Here is a 14,717-nt window from a genome sequence, read left to right on the forward strand (position 1 = left end):
GCCCCTCTCTTCCGGAGAGGGGTTGGGGCGAGGCCAATTTACTAATTTATGCCCCATTTATACCAATATTTTTATTTATCCCGGTATAACTTTGACATATCAAAAACAAAAAAGAAATAATAACCATGAAAGCAATAATTTTAAAAGAAGCAGGCGGCGTAGAAAACCTGATCACTACCCAACTGCCCATACCCACTCCTGCTGCCGATGAAGTGCTGATTAAACTAAAAGCCATCAGCATTAATCCTGTGGATGTAAAAACCCGCGCGGGCAAAGGCGTTTGGGGAAGGATAAAAGAGGAACAGCCGGTAATTTTAGGCTGGGATATTTCGGGCGAAATTACCCAAACAGGCAGCGCTGTTACCAATTTTAAACCCGGCGACGAGGTTTTTGGCATGATCGGTTTCCCGCAAAGTGGCAGGGCCTACGCCGAATACGTGGTTGCCAAACCAAATGAACTGGCCCTGAAACCGGCCGGTATCAGCCATGAAGATGCGGCGACCTCAACCCTGGCGGCACTTACGGCCTGGCAGGCCTTCCACAATTTTGAACATTTAAAAGCCGGCGACCGGGTGCTGATTCACGCGGCATCGGGCGGTGTTGGGCATTTCGCCGTACAAATAGCCAAACAGCTTGGCGCCTATGTTATAGCAACCTCATCCGCCGCCAACCGTGATTTTGTACTAAGCCTCGGTGCCGACGAACACATCGATTACAAGGCCCAACCCTTCGAAACCGCCACCAGCGATATCGATTTTGTACTCGACACCATCGGCGGCGAATACATCGACCGCTCGTTACAGGTAATGAAAAAAGGCGGCACCATTGTAAGCATCGTATCGGGCATGAACGAAACCGTTACCCCCAAAGCTACCGCCCTGGGCATTAACGGCCACAACACGCTGGTAAAACCAAGCGCCGATGATATGAAGATTATTGCCGGTTACCTAAAAAGCGGCGCTGTAAAAGCCCATGTGTCGCAGGTTTTTCCGTTTGAGCAAATGGCCCAAGCGCATTCGCAGCTTGAAAGCGGAAGAACTGTTGGGAAAGTGGTGCTGGTGTTTTAAGAGGTTTTCTTAACGCGAATAAATAAAGCTGCTATATAACCCGCTGCCTTTTGAGGTACGAAGCAATTGCGGTCTTTACAGGGTAAAGTTGCATAGCCCCCTGGCCGTCCTTGCGATTGCTTCGTACCTCCTCCTATGTTTGTTTCAAATCTAAGATAGATAAAAGAATTATCTTTAAAAGGTTTTGTAAGTTAAAATATAGCTCAAAAACGGTGAGAATCAGGACCCTGGCGGCTATTAAAAAGTAAAGCCCCTGATGGGCAGGGGCCTTTACTAACCAATTATAAACCTAAATTATGAGAAGACTATTTTATGTGTGTGCTATCCTTAACACGGTGTAAAAGTAACACTAACTTTTGATATTCGGAAATTTTTATTTGTAATTTTTTTGTAAGTTTTATTAATTACTTGCCTATCCGATATCTTATTGTCAAAAATAAGAATAAATCATTGTTAATCTGCTAAATTTTTAAAAAATTAAATCTGATTTGAACAATTGTTTTATCTTATAATAAAAAACCGCATTTTTTGTTTTTAAAATTTACAAAAAGATAACTTTAAGTAATTTTTAAATACAAACAACCATTAAAAACACAAATCAAACAGCTTTTTAATTACAAAAACAGATTAACCATCGCTTTTTGGCTCTTTTTTGTTAAATAAAATCAAATTTGGTGTTATTTTTTGCCAAATGCCGGTTTTTTTCAGTTTGTTAAAGAACGGTGTTTAGCTAAATCAATTTATCACCTAACGCAGCCAGGCAACAAAAATTACTTTGACAAAGCATTTTTTTAAATAAGCTTTAACATTTTTGCTGCGAAAATACGGCTTCTTTAAAAATATGTCAACAATATCTACTCAAAAGCAACATCCCCAACTCACCACGCTAACGCTATGGATCATGACAATTGCCACGGGCCTGGTTGTGGCTAACATTTATTATAACCAACCGCTATTGGCCGATATGGCCCATACCTTTAAGGTAAGCGATAAAAAAGCCCAGCAAATTTCTCTTTTTACGCAAATTGGTTATGCCTCCGGGCTGTTATTTATTATACCGCTGGCTGATATGCGGAGGCGCAAACGGCTTATTTTGATCGACCTGGTATTGGTGATCATAGCGCTGATAGGGAGCGCCATGGCGCAGTCGGTAGTTTTGATGATGGTTGCCGGGTTTTTGGTTGGCGTATCGTCTGTTATTCCGCAACTGCTTATCCCCATGGCTGCGCATTTGGCCAAACCGCACGAGCGCGGCAAAAAAATAGGCTTTGTAATGAGCGGCCTGTTAATAGGTATATTATTATCGCGCACCTTAAGCGGTTTTGTTGGCGAGCATTTTGGCTGGAGGGCCATGTATTACATAGCTGCCGGGTTGATGGTGCTGATCTGGCTGATGATCCTGCTTTTTTTACCCGAAGTGGAGCCAGATTATAAGGGAAATTATGCCAAACTCATGAAATCATTGGTGCACCTAATAAAAACACAACCCAAATTGCGCATCGCGGCTTTTAGGGGCGCCTTGTGCTTTGCCTGTTTCAGCGCGTTTTGGACCACGCTTGTTTTCCTTTTAAAACAGCCCCAGTTTAACGAAGGCAGCGAGGCAGCGGGCATGTTTGGCCTGGTTGGCGCATTCGGGGCCCTGGCGGCAGGGCTTATGGGGCGGCTGAGTGATAAAATGGATGCCTATAAGTTATCGGGCTATACCTTATCGCTTATCCTTATCTCCTTTATAGTGTTTTATTTTTCGAGCCATAGCATGGCGGGCCTTATTATTGGCGTAATTATTTTAGACCTGGGCGTGCAGGCCACGCATATTTCTAATCAGTCCATCATATTCGCTTTAATTCCCGAAGCCCGCAACCGGATCAATACCGTGTACATGGTGTCTTATTTTATAGGCGGGGCATTGGGTACCTTCTTCGCCAGCCAGGTTTGGAAAAGCTACCAGTGGACAGGTGTATGCGTTATCGGCATTGTATTATCCCTGTTTGTGCTGGCGGTGCATGTGTTAAGCTACAAAAAAGCATCTGCCGCTGTACCTGGTGTTCGGTAACTAACCACTGCCGAACGGCTGTTTTTATGTTGATGCTTGTTCTTTTTGAAAAAAAATCAAAAAAGCACCCTTTTAAAAAGTGCTTAAAAACAGACATTTACATGGAATTGTAAAAAATATCTGAGTTTTTAATGACAATTTACGGCCTACATGGAAAGTTTGGCATTGTATTGGATAACTACCTATCAAACGCAGTTGTTATGGAAGCTAAAAACAAAGCGACGGGAGCTGAAGACGAGAAAGAATGGGACAACCCGGTGGAGCCAGCCAAAACATCAGATGCCCGCGACCAGGAACAAATACTGAGGCAGTATAACGAGGCCAAACGCCGCCACGATAACCTCAGCGAAAACAAAGAGACCGAAGACAAAGAAGATTAAAAGAAATCAAAATATTAAAATTACTCATACCGAAAACAATGAAAACGCAAAAACAACCTTCAACCACCAAACTGATTGCAAGTTTTGATAGCGCCCTTAAAGCCATTATCATGAGCGATTTGAAAGCTGTAAAAGCTAAACAATATCTTAATTCGGCAGCATAAATAACACTATATTAAACATCATTACCTACATCTACCTATGAAAGCATATCAACCAACCCCGGCCATCACCAAATTACTTGCCCGTTTCGATGCAGAATTAATGGAGTTGTTAAAAGACGAGCTTAAAAACTACAACGAGCGCAACCGCTTTAAAAACAACAAGCAGCTGGCAGTTCAGCAAACGCTTACTGCCGCCTGATCAATATATATATATACCATCACACCTATGAAAACGATAAAGCCCTGCCAAAAACAGGGCTTTATTTTTTTGCCGGGATTACACCGGCCTCTTTATCCTCGAAACAAAAAATGCAAAATTGAAAACCCTAATTTCGAAATGAGCACGATAACAATATGTTAACACTGCGGTTGCTTTAAAGAAACGGCTGAATCGGTTATTTGATAACGTACCGGGTTAAATAAAACAAACCGGTGATAAACGCTGTTCCATGCATTTTTTTACCCCCGCTGTTATCCTTCCTTTTATCGGCCAGGTTGATCTGAGCGGATCGCTGCTGATTGTTTTTTTACTGTGTATACTTGCCGTTATCGGCTTTGAATTTGTTAACGGTTTTCATGATACCGCCAATGCCGTAGCTACGGTTATTTATACCAAAGCCTTAAAACCAGTTTATGCCATTCCGTGGTCGGGCACCTGGAATTTTTTGGGTGTATGTTTAGGCGGTGTTACCGTAGCAATGGGAATTTTGAAACTGGTACCGCTGGATAATTTGATGACCCTGCCCGTAAGCGTTGGCGCCTGCCTGGTATTATCAGTGCTGTTATCATCCATTATATGGAACCTCGGCACCTGGTATTTAGGGATTCCCTGCTCAAGTTCGCATACCATGATCGGCTCAATGATTGGCGGCGGACTGGCATTTACCTGGTTTTATAACGGTCCGGGTGTAAACTGGGAAAAGGCCGGCGAAATAGGCTCCTCATTGATCCTATCGCCGCTTATCGGCTTTGGCGCCGCCGCCTTGTTGATGCTGTTTTTGAAGCATGTTACCAAATCGCACGCGTTATTCCATATCCCCAGCGGCGAGAACGACAGGCCACCTGTGCTTATCCGCCTGCTGCTGGTAACCACCTGTACATTGGTAAGTTTTTTTCATGGCAGTAACGACGGGCAAAAGGGAGTAGGTTTATTTATGCTGATATTAATTGCCTTTATGCCTGCCCGTTTCGCGGTAAACCACCGGGTATCTAACGATAAAGTGATGGCAGCCCTTAACCAAACCCAACAGGTTATTGATACAAAGCTTAGTGCCGGTAAAAACCATATCGTTACTGAATTGGCTACGGCTATCAGCCAAACCAAACAATCGCTGGCCGAAAAAAATGAAAAGGAGGTAGCTAAAACCTATCATTACCGTAAGCAGGTTGAGGGCCTGGTTAAAAAGATCCGGGCTGTGATTAAAGATAAACAGGTGCCGCTTAATCAGCAGGAAAAAGAAACGTTAACCAGTGCCGCCGGTCAATTGGAGCAGGTAACGGATTTTGCGCCGGTTTGGGTGATAGCCATTATCTCGCTGTCGTTGGGGATCGGTACCATGATAGGATGGAAACGAATAGTGGTTACCATAGGCGAAAAAATTGGCAACGAGCACCTGAATTACGCGCAGGGTGCAACCTCAGAAATTGTAGCCGCATCAACCATTGGTTTAAGTACAGGCTTTGGCTTGCCGGTTAGCACCACGCACGTGTTATCAAGCGGTATTGCCGGGGCTATGGTAGCATCGGGCGGGAAGGGAAATTTAAATAACAAAACCCTTAAAAACATTGCCTTAGCCTGGGTGCTTACTTTGCCGGTAGCTATAATTTTAGCATTTTTATTATTCATGCTTTTTCATTTGTTTATCTGATATCCCTATCCAAAATGAAACAGATCCTGGTTGCAACCGATTTTTCAAAATGCGCCGCCAACGCCATGGCTTATGCCATGGAACTGGCTAAAATATTAGATCGTGAAGTTTGCGCTATTCATGCCATACACCCTACCGAGGGTATTAACAACAGCACTTACAACGCCATATTTATTGAAGATTATTACCATGCCAAACGCGAAGCATTGAAAGAATGGGTAAGGCCTTTTACCGGCGACGATACGTACAACAAGGTAAAAGTAACCACCCTTTGCGATATTGGCTTTTTAAAAACAGTAATAACCAAACACATTGATAATAACCCGGTAGACTTGCTGGTGATGGGCATTATGGGCGCTACCGGCATTACCGGCATCGTAGGCAGCAATGCCAGTATGATGGTTAGCAAAGTGAAGATACCCACCTTGATTGTGCCGCTTGAAAGCAAATTTGCCCGGGTACCGGTAATTACCCTGGCTACCGATTTTGAAACCCGGCTATCGGCAGTTGACGTGTATGCCCTGAATGAAATGGTTAAAGCTTTTGGCTCGGCAAAAATGCAGGTGTTATATGTGTCTGAGGATAAAGAGCTCCCGCAGGCCGGAGTTTGGGAATCGCGGCTGGCCGACCTGATCAACCCTACCGAGCTGGAATTTAATTATATCCGGGATAGCAGCGCCCTGAACGGCATCATGAAATTTATAGAATCGCACGGAACGGATATGTTGTGCCTGGTAAAGCACCATCACAATATTGTTTATCGCCTGTTTGCCAGGAGTACGGTTAACCAGGTGATGAATAAATCGGTAAAGGCCATTTTGGTTTTACATGAGTAACCTTACATAACATTTTATGGAACAGATTAATTATCCCCTTATCATCATCGTTGTTATTGCAGCGGTTATCTTACTGGTATGGATGATCCGCCGGAACCTGAAAGACGAAAAAGATTATGAAAAAGAAACCATGCAATCGGAGATCAAGCCCGAAAAGCATAACAGGGGAGAAGATAAGCCGTAATTAAAATAACCAATATATCGTTAAAAGCGCGAAGCAATCCCCGTTTAGCTGAACGACCATGCATGAGCCGCGCTGTAAATTAAGATTGCTTCGCTCAACAACATCTGGTTAATACACTGAACTATAGTTCAATGGTTTCGCCAATTGCAGGTAATTTCAAATTCAAACCTGCTTTAATAAACTTCCCGGTCACCTCTTCCTTATCAATCTCAATTACCGGGAACGAATCATAATGTATGCCGATGATGTTTTTACAATTGATAAAAGCGGCGGCTTTTATCGCGTCGTCGGCCCCCATGGTGTAGTTATCGCCAACAGGCAGAAAAGCCCACTCCAGGTTTTCATCAGCCAGTAACTTCATATCATAAGTAAGCGCGGTATCGCCGGCAAAATAAACCGCTTTGCCTTCAGCATAAATTACAAAGCCTGCAGGGTTGCCGCCCGGTGAGCCGTCGGGCAAAGTGCTTGAATGTATAGCGTTAACCATTTTAACACGACCGAAATCGAAGTTAAAGCCGCCGCCTATATTCATGCCATGAACGTTCTCGATACCTTTAGTGCCAAGCCAGCCTGCTATTTCGGCAATGCAGATCACCTTGGCTCCGCTGCTTTTGGCAATCTCCAGTAAATCAGCAACGTGGTCGCCGTGGCCGTGCGATACCAGGATATAATCCGGCTTCAGGCTGTGGATGTCGATGTGTTTAGCTAACGGATTTGGAGATATAAAGGGATCTAACAACAGCTTTTTGCCGCTTGCCTCAATCATAAGGGCCGATTGGCCGTAATAAGTAGTTTTCATAAGAGTTGATTTTATATAAGCTGATCAAAGTTAAACACTATAGATAAACATTTAGTTTGAAGTTATAAATGTTACAAATTGATGTTTAAACAGCAAATAGATTTTATTGATAAGGGATTAACGTGCTATAGAATTCCCGAATTTAGCCTTGATAGTTTTTCACCTTAAAATGAGGGAAAGAATTGATTATAATTCTCCCCTTTGCTGATATAAAATTACAAAACATCCTGCCAAAATAGATAGCAGGAAAAGTGCGCCAAGCCAACGGCTTATCGTATTGGTTTGTAATTCTTGTTTGTTTCTCCATGCAACAAAATAGGCAATGCTTAAAAATAGCCCGGCCCAAAACAGCCATAAAAAGTAAAATCGCTCGGATGTTAACAATGGGAGATAAAACAGTGTGGCAGAAATAACAACACTTAGCAGATAAGAGCGATTTTTAGATGCTGGTGCTATACTGGAAAAATAACCTGTTTGCGTCATTATACCAGTTACAGCAAACGGAATTACAGCGATGAAGAGAAAAAGGATAAGCATACAATTTTATTAATTATGCCCTCACATGTTTAAAGGCAATTAGTATAATAACGTATTTTACTAATTGCCTTATGATGGGTTAAGTTATTTGCCAAACAAATTACCCAAACCGCCCATACCACCAAACATACTTTGCGTCATGGCGGCCATTTCGCTTTGGCTTACGTTTTCGGCCTGCTCCATAGCTTTGTTAATGGCTACAACCAAAAGTTCTTCCAGTTCTTCTTTATCGGCGTCTGCCAAAAAATCAGGATCTATCTGTACCGATTGTACTACCTTGTTAGCATTGGCGTTAACCACAATTTTGCCGCCCTCGGCACTGCCCGATACACTGATGGCATCAAGGCGCTTTTTCATTTCGCCAGCCTTTTGCTGGGCTTCCATTAATTTATCAAACATGTTTTTTTGATTTCAGATTTACAAATGCTTCTTCAATGTGCAGATGATTCTTTAGATGTGCAGATTTCAGATGTGCAAATGATTGAATGAGCTTTTTAACTTATCGCCTTTTTAAAGAATCTGCACATCCGCACATCTGAAATCTGCACATAACAAATCCGCACATCTACCCATTAATCATCACTGGTATCACCGTTGCCGTTATAGGCACTTTTACGCACAATCGGCATGCCAGCCGCCTTAAACAGGTCGTCCAGTTTCAGTAAGCTGCCATTAGCCAGGTTGGTTAACAGTACCACCACCACATCTTCCTTCATATCGCGCAGGTAAATGTGCCTGAAGCCGTGCCACCAGCCGGTGTGGTAAATTACTTCCTGCCCGGGGGCCGTGAAGGTACGCCAGCCGTAACCGTAGCTGAAGTGGCCGTGCACCATCGGGTTGCGGGGCACATACGCCGAATCGAGCGTGGCCTTTTTCAATAACAGCCCGGCGCGCAGGGCACGGTCGTACAAAAACAAATCGCCTACGGTACTGTAAATGCCTTTGTCGCCCACCGGCCCATCTAAAAAGTTTTGCACTACCGAGTAGCGCCATTGGCCGCGGTCGTGACCAACCACATCAACCGGTATTTTATCATAAACCGCTTTGGAGTATACATGGGTATGCGCCATGCTGGCCGGTTTAAATACGTTTTCCTGCATGTACTGGGCGTAACTCATGCCGCTGGCCTTTTCAATAATTGCCCCCAATACCATAAAGTTCGAGTTGTTATAATGAAATTTCTTATCAGGCGCGATATAGCGGGCCGGCTTGCGTTCGGCTATAATTTTCATGGCATCGGCATTAGTGAGGCCTTTGCGCTGGTCAAGATGTTCTTTACGGTAAATATCATCAATAAAGTAAACATAATTCATCAAGCCCGACCGGTGGGTGAGTAACAGGCGGATGGTTACCCCTTCGTACGGAAAATCCGGAAAAAACTTTTTTACGTTATCGTCAAGCTTAAGTTTACCCCGCTCCATAAGTTGCAAAATAGCGGTGGAGGTCATGGTTTTGGTAACCGAGGCCAGTTCAAACTGGCTGCCTATTTTAAGGCTGTCGCGGTGCAGGTAATCAGCCCAGCCTATGGCTTTTTCGTAAACTATTTTGCCGTTTTTAGCCACCAGCACGTTGCCGTTAAAGCCCCGGGTGCGATGCAGCTCCTGCATAATGGCATCAATTTTTTTATCGGCCTTTTTGGGGTTGTAGGCCAAAAGGGCAGCGGTATCAAGCGGCTTTGCAGGTATGGCGGCAGCCGTTTTATTTTTATCTTTATTATTGGATGAACAGGTTAACAGAAACAGGGGAGCAGTAAAAACTACAAGGCATTTGTACACTAATCTCATAAAATCAATATCTCACACTAAAACGAATGCGAAAATTAGAAATTATACAGCAGCTAACGATTAAAGTTTTAAATTTTTATGTTAGTTAGCATCTTTAACTATGAATTTATTCAAACATCTTTTGTTCGCCGTTCTGGCCGTCGGCTTTTCCATAAGCGCTTATGGTCAAAACGCGGATATGAACAGCCTTATAAAAGAAGGGATCGGGCTGAACGGACAGCAGGATTACGCGGGCGCTATTGAAAAATATAAGCAGGCCCTGCTTATTGAGGCGGATAACGCCCAGGCCAACTACCAGATGGCGTTTACCCTTAAAGCTGCGGGAAAAGGAAGTGAAGCTATCCCTTATTTAAAAACCGCTATAAAAACCGGGGGCACGTTAACCGGCCCGGCGTACGAACTTTTAGGGAGCATTTATGATGCGGACCATCAGCCGCAGCAGGCTATAAATGCTTACAAAGAGGGCATCAGGCTTAAACCCGATTACCAGCCCTTGTATTTTAACCTCGGCATAGCCTGTTTCCGTGCGCAAAAATATGCCGATGCCGAGCTGGCAGCCATCGAAGCCATCAAGCTGGATCCCAAACATGCCAACAGCCAGCGGCTGTACGGCCTGGTAACGTTTCACCAAAACAAACGGGTACCCGCGCTGATGGGGCTATGTAGTTTCTTATTGCTCGACCCTAAAGGCGCGCGTGCGGATGAAGCCTATACCAACCTGCAAAGCCTATTAAAAGGCGGCGATCTGAAAGCCGTGAAAGCCGATGCCGAAACTTTACTGTTAAACAAATTATTAAGCGCTTCTGTAACCACAGCCGCGGGTAACCTGGAAACCCAGCTAAAAAACATTTTTACCAACGTGGGTAAGCTTACCGAAAAGCCGGGGCATGAAAGTTTTTTCCGGGACTATTACGCGGCCTTTTTTTATAAACTGTCGCAAACCGAACATTTTACCACGGCAGTTAAATTGATCAGCTTAAGCGCTGATAAAGCGGAGGGCGAAAAATGGCTGGAGAACAACGCCGCTAAGCTGAAGGCGTTAAACGACTGGATTGCCTCAACAGAAAGAACTTTTTGAGCATTAGCTATTCAAGGCGGCCTATTGCCGGATACCAATACAAGGCGCAACCATAAGCATAGCACCAGAAAAATCGCTTTTAGAACACGTGGCTCCTATGGAGCCGGAAAATGTTTATTCATTTGCTATAAACACGATACCTCTCTGAGGTGCTTTTATAACTCTGTTAGGAGTTTCGTGTTTATAGCCATATTCAGGAACTATAAATGGCTCCACAGGAGCCGCGTGTAACCCGACTTGTTTTTAAAAGCAATTTCCCTGACCATTGCACCCGGTCTCAGGGAAATCATTTTTAACATTTTTGTAAACCGTCCCCAATGTGATGGCCCAGAGATGCAATGATATTCATTGTACAACAGATCAATTTGTCATATTGAACGTAGTGAAACATCTCATTCGCCATGTAAGTAGGCGACTCTGCAACCGCAGAAGATATTTCGCTACCGCTCAATATGACAAATAAGCTTAAAGGCGATTTCGCTGCCGGCCCTTTCTTAATGCTTTGGTAACATTAAAATTATACTAACCTAATACCCGGAGGGTAGATTTGTGCTTACATCAACAAAAAGTCAAATAACTCTCGTAATAAGAAATGTATTTAAGATACACCAGGTATAAATCATTAATTTTTTTAATGTCATTGGTGTATCTCATTTTTTCATGCTGCTATGTTACCAAATGCCCTAAGTTTGGTATATCGGCCTTAAAGCATAAGGGCGGCCCCACCATACAAAAGGCGGCAACACCGGCAGAAAAAAAATCAAAACACCCGGCAGGCAATTTCCTGTCCAGGCCGCGGGTAATTTCGCACGATAATAAAACACCAGGAATTTTTTGCCTTGTTCTTATTTTAAGCTCCCTTTTTATCGGCTTTAATAATAAAAGGCATTACTCTTACCTCCCTGTTGCTCATTTTAAATACCTGTATCGCCCCGACCTTGTGATCTCGCTCGGCAATTTAAAAATCTGATCTCCTCTTTTTATTAACCTGGCTCCGGTTTTGCGCCGCTGCGATATTGCAGTTGGTGCATCTGCACAAGTTGCCTTTACTTACCGCGGAATCAACTAAATGATCCGTCCGGTAAGCAATTTCACCTTATTATTTATTAAAACTTTTTGGTGCCCTACGTTTACCTAAGGCGCCATCAATGGTATAAACTGCATTTTCATCCTGCAAAATGAAAACCTTTAAATACAGCATCAACGAAAACGATAAAAAATTAGCCGATTTTGCCCGCGCTTTAGCTTTACCCATCAGGGTACAAATTATCAGGTACATTGTTGAAAACGGCTTTACCGTAAGCAAGGAAGAGCTTAATTTTGACGGCACCTCGCGCGAAACAGTAATCAAGCACCTTAGCGAATTGCGTACCCTCGGCATAGTAAAAATGGAGGGGCAGCGGGGGCGCATTACCTACCATATTGATCAAAATTGGTTTACAGAAATGGTTTCCGGTTTTTCGGCAATTTTTGGCGGCAACGCTTTGGCCTTGCCTGCTTCTTACATAAATATGCCGCTCAGTCAAAAAAACAACGCTGTGCAAGATGAACCGTTACCGCCTCATCCGCATTTTGGGGCCTTTATTAAAAAACATCGCGAAGAACTGAATATCAGCCAGGAAAACTTTGCCCAAAAAACAGGACTCGACCGCAGCCAGCTGAGCCGTATAGAATGTGGGAAAGCACCGCTTAACCCCGAAAAACTTAAGGATGTAGCCAAAGCCTTGTATGTCAGCTACGCGGTTATCAAAAAGGAGTATTATAGTTACCAGCTTGCCGAAATGATACAGGAGGGCGGCTATGATGAAGGCCTCCTAACCAGCGCCCGCGAAAAACTGGGGTATGTATCGAGGCCGCAGAAATAAGATTAATTGGCGCTAACCTATTATCATTGCTGCGGAATTTGTTTGAAAGCGATTAAGGCACAACGCCTTCTTTAAAAATCAATCTCTTACTTCGCTGTAAAATATTGATTGATCTTTAAAGAATCTACCCTTTTTGATAGTGGATTGCCTAACAACACTACCGCTTTTATCAGCCACTTGCCGGTGCCTGCAAGGGAGCCTTTTATTTCGCCGCCTATGGGTTGCCGGCTAATATAATCGCAGCAGGGGCATGTAAAGTTGTATAACACCTGCCCCGATGTAATCTGGCTGCCGCTAATGGTAAAATCGGCATTGCTCAGGCCCGTTTTAAAATAAAGTTTCGCGGTGGCGCTGCAAACTTTATTATCCACAGCGTTGTATGAAAATACCCGGCCATTTCCTTCAACAATATCGGCCGGCTGTTTAAAATCAGCCTTATCTGTAAAGCTGTAGCTACAACTGGAGTTTACCGGGCAGCCGCTAAGCGGCTCATTCTGGTCTGATCTCTTGTTTTTGCTGCATGATACAACGGCAACGGTTAATAAAGTGATGATGAACAATTTGCAGGTGGTTTTCATTGGCTTTGGTTTTAATTATATTACGTATAAAAGTGCCCATACGCTACAAAAAAGCACAAAAAAACCCGGCCTTCCGACCCGGTTTTTTGTGATTAATACAATTTGAAAAAGCGGTATTATTTACCGTAAACCAACCATGAAGCTTTGGTCCAATCGGTACCGGCAGGGTCAACTGCACCAACATAAGTAGTTTTGGTAAAGAATGCATCATTTAAAGCAGTTGCAGTAAACGCCGCAGTTGCAGTAGCAGCAGCCGAACCAGCCTTAGGGGCCAGGTTAGGAGCAGCGTTGTTAAACGGATCGTTTAAGCCAACTTCTGCAGCGGTGGCGAAAACTTTGCTGCCATCACGGCCTTCAACCAATGTTTTTAAACCTGCAGCAGTTAATATTGAAGCGGTAGCTAAGGCATCAACCTTGTAGTTATCGCCGTATGATTGCAATAAGCTGTTTTTGAAACCACTTAAGCCATTAACATAGTACTGGGCAGTTGGATCGTTATCAATATCCAAACCAGCCCTTTGGCCGCCCATTACAATTGAGTTAGCTAAAGTGAATTTAGCACCTCTTCTCCAACGCATGTTGTAACCGTATGTGCTTACTGTACCGGTAGCATTATTAGGGCCGATAGCGGTAAAGTTAGACATAGTAGGGTTGGTGATCGGCGTTAACAGGTAACCTTTGGCGGTAGTAGTGTTATCAACCTCAAAGTTGTTTGAAATATCACCTGAGGTACCTTTATCGTCATTAAACGCAGGATCTTTGATAGATACACCAAACTGGATTTTACCGTGGTATCCGTCATCCAAATCAAAGTCGTCATCAGCACAGTTGTAAGCTACCAGGTATTTAGCGTTGAACGAACCGCCAAAAAATTCGAAGGCATCATCCAAACCACGAACAATCTGGATATGATCAACAGTGGTACCGCTGCCTACAGTGTACATACTTAAACCGTTAACCTCGTCGCCAGGGTTAACCGCCTTACCGGCATATTCAATGCGTACATACTGTAATACGCCCGAGTTATCCGCATCATTAGTGCCACCAAAAGCTTTGTGAGCAGCATCAACGCCACCTTCAATTGCTTCGTGGTTGCCGTTACCAACAGCATTACCTACCACGATAACACCGCCAAAATCGCCGGGTTTTGGTGAAGCTTCTGCCGAAGTGAATACGATAGGTTTATCGGCGGTACCCGCAGCATTGATTTTAGCGCCTTTATAAACGATCAGCACACCTGCCGAATCTTTGTTGCTTACAATTTTGGTACCTGGCTCAATGGTTAAAGTAGCGTTATTATCTACATAAACATAGCCGCGCAGCCTGTAGGTAACACCAGCCGACCATTTAGTATCTTTAGTGATTGAACCGCGAACGTCAACATTTGTTACGTTTGGCGGAGGGGTTGTTCCCGGATCATTGTCCTTAGAACATGATGCAAGAGCCAGCATGGCTAATGAACCTAAAAAATAGACTGTTTTTTTCATAATAATCCTTAATAATTCTCTAATCGGTGTATTCTGT

The 14,717-nt window shown here is 43.7% G+C and carries 17 protein-coding genes; 11 read left to right on the forward strand and 6 right to left on the reverse strand.

The genetic code is table 11. The features are described from left to right. Positions 1-125: 125 nt before the first annotated feature. The 8 genes from LX99_RS17950 (at position 126) to LX99_RS25760 (ending at position 6,552) form a co-directional block, all read left to right on the forward strand. A complete protein-coding gene (locus LX99_RS17950) occupies positions 126-1,067 on the forward strand; it encodes an NADP-dependent oxidoreductase (RefSeq protein WP_109609123.1) in 942 nt (313 codons plus the stop codon). An 841-nt stretch (positions 1,068-1,908) separates the two neighbouring features. Continuing rightward, positions 1,909-3,120: an MFS transporter gene (locus LX99_RS17955; RefSeq protein ID WP_211319051.1), complete on the forward strand. Its 1,212-nt coding sequence runs from the start codon at positions 1,909-1,911 to the stop codon at positions 3,118-3,120. A gap of 131 nt (positions 3,121-3,251) precedes the next feature. After that, on the forward strand, positions 3,252-3,500 hold the full coding sequence (locus tag LX99_RS17960; RefSeq protein WP_109609124.1) for a hypothetical protein: 249 nt from the start codon (positions 3,252-3,254) through the stop codon (positions 3,498-3,500). 38 nt (positions 3,501-3,538) lie between these two features. Then, the gene (locus LX99_RS26285; protein ID WP_022832881.1) at positions 3,539-3,664 is read left to right on the forward strand and encodes a hypothetical protein; all 126 of its coding nucleotides are present in this window, start codon (positions 3,539-3,541) and stop codon (positions 3,662-3,664) included. A gap of 37 nt (positions 3,665-3,701) precedes the next feature. After that, complete coding sequence (locus LX99_RS25755) at positions 3,702-3,863, forward strand: hypothetical protein (protein ID WP_170122741.1); 162 nt, start codon at positions 3,702-3,704, stop codon at positions 3,861-3,863. A gap of 250 nt (positions 3,864-4,113) precedes the next feature. Further along, entirely contained in the window at positions 4,114-5,532 is a 1,419-nt protein-coding gene (locus LX99_RS17965) for an inorganic phosphate transporter (RefSeq protein WP_031267111.1), read from the forward strand. A gap of 14 nt (positions 5,533-5,546) precedes the next feature. After that, positions 5,547-6,368 carry a universal stress protein gene (locus tag LX99_RS17970; RefSeq protein ID WP_022832878.1) on the forward strand — a complete coding sequence of 274 codons (822 nt, stop codon included), beginning with the start codon at positions 5,547-5,549 and terminating at the stop codon, positions 6,366-6,368. Positions 6,369-6,384: 16 nt separating this feature from the next. Then, on the forward strand, positions 6,385-6,552 hold the full coding sequence (locus tag LX99_RS25760) for a hypothetical protein (protein WP_170122742.1): 168 nt from the start codon (positions 6,385-6,387) through the stop codon (positions 6,550-6,552). Positions 6,553-6,673: 121 nt separating this feature from the next. Here the strand turns inward: LX99_RS25760 and LX99_RS17975 are convergent, their stop codons facing one another. The 4 genes from LX99_RS17975 to LX99_RS17990 form a co-directional block, all read right to left on the reverse strand. After that, entirely contained in the window at positions 6,674-7,351 is a 678-nt protein-coding gene (locus LX99_RS17975; protein WP_109609125.1) for a metal-dependent hydrolase, read from the reverse strand. A gap of 186 nt (positions 7,352-7,537) precedes the next feature. Next, the gene (locus tag LX99_RS17980; protein ID WP_109609126.1) at positions 7,538-7,888 is read right to left on the reverse strand and encodes a hypothetical protein; all 351 of its coding nucleotides are present in this window, start codon (positions 7,886-7,888) and stop codon (positions 7,538-7,540) included. Between the two features lie 84 nt (positions 7,889-7,972). Then, positions 7,973-8,287, reverse strand: coding sequence for a YbaB/EbfC family nucleoid-associated protein (locus tag LX99_RS17985; protein WP_109609127.1), 315 nt, complete (start codon positions 8,285-8,287; stop codon positions 7,973-7,975). 173 nt (positions 8,288-8,460) lie between these two features. Further along, positions 8,461-9,672, reverse strand: a complete 1,212-nt coding sequence (locus LX99_RS17990; protein ID WP_109609128.1) for a serine hydrolase domain-containing protein — start codon at positions 9,670-9,672, stop codon at positions 8,461-8,463. 100 nt (positions 9,673-9,772) lie between these two features. On the opposite strand from LX99_RS17990, the gene LX99_RS17995 reads away from it, so the two are divergent. The 3 genes from LX99_RS17995 (at position 9,773) to LX99_RS25925 (ending at position 12,615) form a co-directional block, all read left to right on the forward strand. Further along, positions 9,773-10,750: a tetratricopeptide repeat protein gene (locus LX99_RS17995; RefSeq protein ID WP_109609129.1), complete on the forward strand. Its 978-nt coding sequence runs from the start codon at positions 9,773-9,775 to the stop codon at positions 10,748-10,750. Between the two features lie 634 nt (positions 10,751-11,384). Then, positions 11,385-11,720: a hypothetical protein gene (locus LX99_RS18000; RefSeq protein ID WP_022832872.1), complete on the forward strand. Its 336-nt coding sequence runs from the start codon at positions 11,385-11,387 to the stop codon at positions 11,718-11,720. A gap of 208 nt (positions 11,721-11,928) precedes the next feature. Then, positions 11,929-12,615 carry a helix-turn-helix domain-containing protein gene (locus LX99_RS25925; protein WP_211319052.1) on the forward strand — a complete coding sequence of 229 codons (687 nt, stop codon included), beginning with the start codon at positions 11,929-11,931 and terminating at the stop codon, positions 12,613-12,615. A gap of 86 nt (positions 12,616-12,701) precedes the next feature. Here the strand turns inward: LX99_RS25925 and LX99_RS18010 are convergent, their stop codons facing one another. Both LX99_RS18010 and LX99_RS18015 read right to left on the reverse strand, forming a co-directional pair. Next, complete coding sequence (locus LX99_RS18010) at positions 12,702-13,193, reverse strand: hypothetical protein (protein WP_109609130.1); 492 nt, start codon at positions 13,191-13,193, stop codon at positions 12,702-12,704. A 116-nt stretch (positions 13,194-13,309) separates the two neighbouring features. Further along, positions 13,310-14,680: a hypothetical protein gene (locus LX99_RS18015; RefSeq protein WP_022832869.1), complete on the reverse strand. Its 1,371-nt coding sequence runs from the start codon at positions 14,678-14,680 to the stop codon at positions 13,310-13,312. Positions 14,681-14,717 lie beyond the last annotated feature (37 nt).

This window comes from Mucilaginibacter oryzae (assembly GCF_003148845.1).
Lineage (GTDB): Bacteria > Bacteroidota > Bacteroidia > Sphingobacteriales > Sphingobacteriaceae > Mucilaginibacter > Mucilaginibacter oryzae.

Excerpts from the sequence above, each read along its gene's own strand:
- LX99_RS17950 (WP_109609123.1), top strand. The coding sequence starts at position 126 with ATGAAAGCAATAATTTTAAAAGAAGCAGGCGGCGTAGAAAACCTGATC.
- LX99_RS17955 (WP_211319051.1), top strand. The coding sequence starts at position 1,909 with ATGTCAACAATATCTACTCAAAAGCAACATCCCCAACTCACCACGCTA.
- LX99_RS17960 (WP_109609124.1), top strand. The coding sequence starts at position 3,252 with ATGACAATTTACGGCCTACATGGAAAGTTTGGCATTGTATTGGATAAC.
- LX99_RS26285 (WP_022832881.1), top strand. The coding sequence starts at position 3,539 with ATGAAAACGCAAAAACAACCTTCAACCACCAAACTGATTGCAAGTTTT.
- LX99_RS25755 (WP_170122741.1), top strand. The coding sequence starts at position 3,702 with ATGAAAGCATATCAACCAACCCCGGCCATCACCAAATTACTTGCCCGT.
- LX99_RS17965 (WP_031267111.1), top strand. The coding sequence starts at position 4,114 with ATGCATTTTTTTACCCCCGCTGTTATCCTTCCTTTTATCGGCCAGGTT.
- LX99_RS17970 (WP_022832878.1), top strand. The coding sequence starts at position 5,547 with ATGAAACAGATCCTGGTTGCAACCGATTTTTCAAAATGCGCCGCCAAC.
- LX99_RS25760 (WP_170122742.1), top strand. The coding sequence starts at position 6,385 with ATGGAACAGATTAATTATCCCCTTATCATCATCGTTGTTATTGCAGCG.
- LX99_RS17975 (WP_109609125.1), bottom strand. The coding sequence starts at position 7,351 with ATGAAAACTACTTATTACGGCCAATCGGCCCTTATGATTGAGGCAAGC.
- LX99_RS17980 (WP_109609126.1), bottom strand. The coding sequence starts at position 7,888 with ATGCTTATCCTTTTTCTCTTCATCGCTGTAATTCCGTTTGCTGTAACT.
- LX99_RS17985 (WP_109609127.1), bottom strand. The coding sequence starts at position 8,287 with ATGTTTGATAAATTAATGGAAGCCCAGCAAAAGGCTGGCGAAATGAAA.
- LX99_RS17990 (WP_109609128.1), bottom strand. The coding sequence starts at position 9,672 with ATGAGATTAGTGTACAAATGCCTTGTAGTTTTTACTGCTCCCCTGTTT.
- LX99_RS17995 (WP_109609129.1), top strand. The coding sequence starts at position 9,773 with ATGAATTTATTCAAACATCTTTTGTTCGCCGTTCTGGCCGTCGGCTTT.
- LX99_RS18000 (WP_022832872.1), top strand. The coding sequence starts at position 11,385 with ATGTCATTGGTGTATCTCATTTTTTCATGCTGCTATGTTACCAAATGC.
- LX99_RS25925 (WP_211319052.1), top strand. The coding sequence starts at position 11,929 with ATGAAAACCTTTAAATACAGCATCAACGAAAACGATAAAAAATTAGCC.
- LX99_RS18010 (WP_109609130.1), bottom strand. The coding sequence starts at position 13,193 with ATGAAAACCACCTGCAAATTGTTCATCATCACTTTATTAACCGTTGCC.
- LX99_RS18015 (WP_022832869.1), bottom strand. The coding sequence starts at position 14,680 with ATGAAAAAAACAGTCTATTTTTTAGGTTCATTAGCCATGCTGGCTCTT.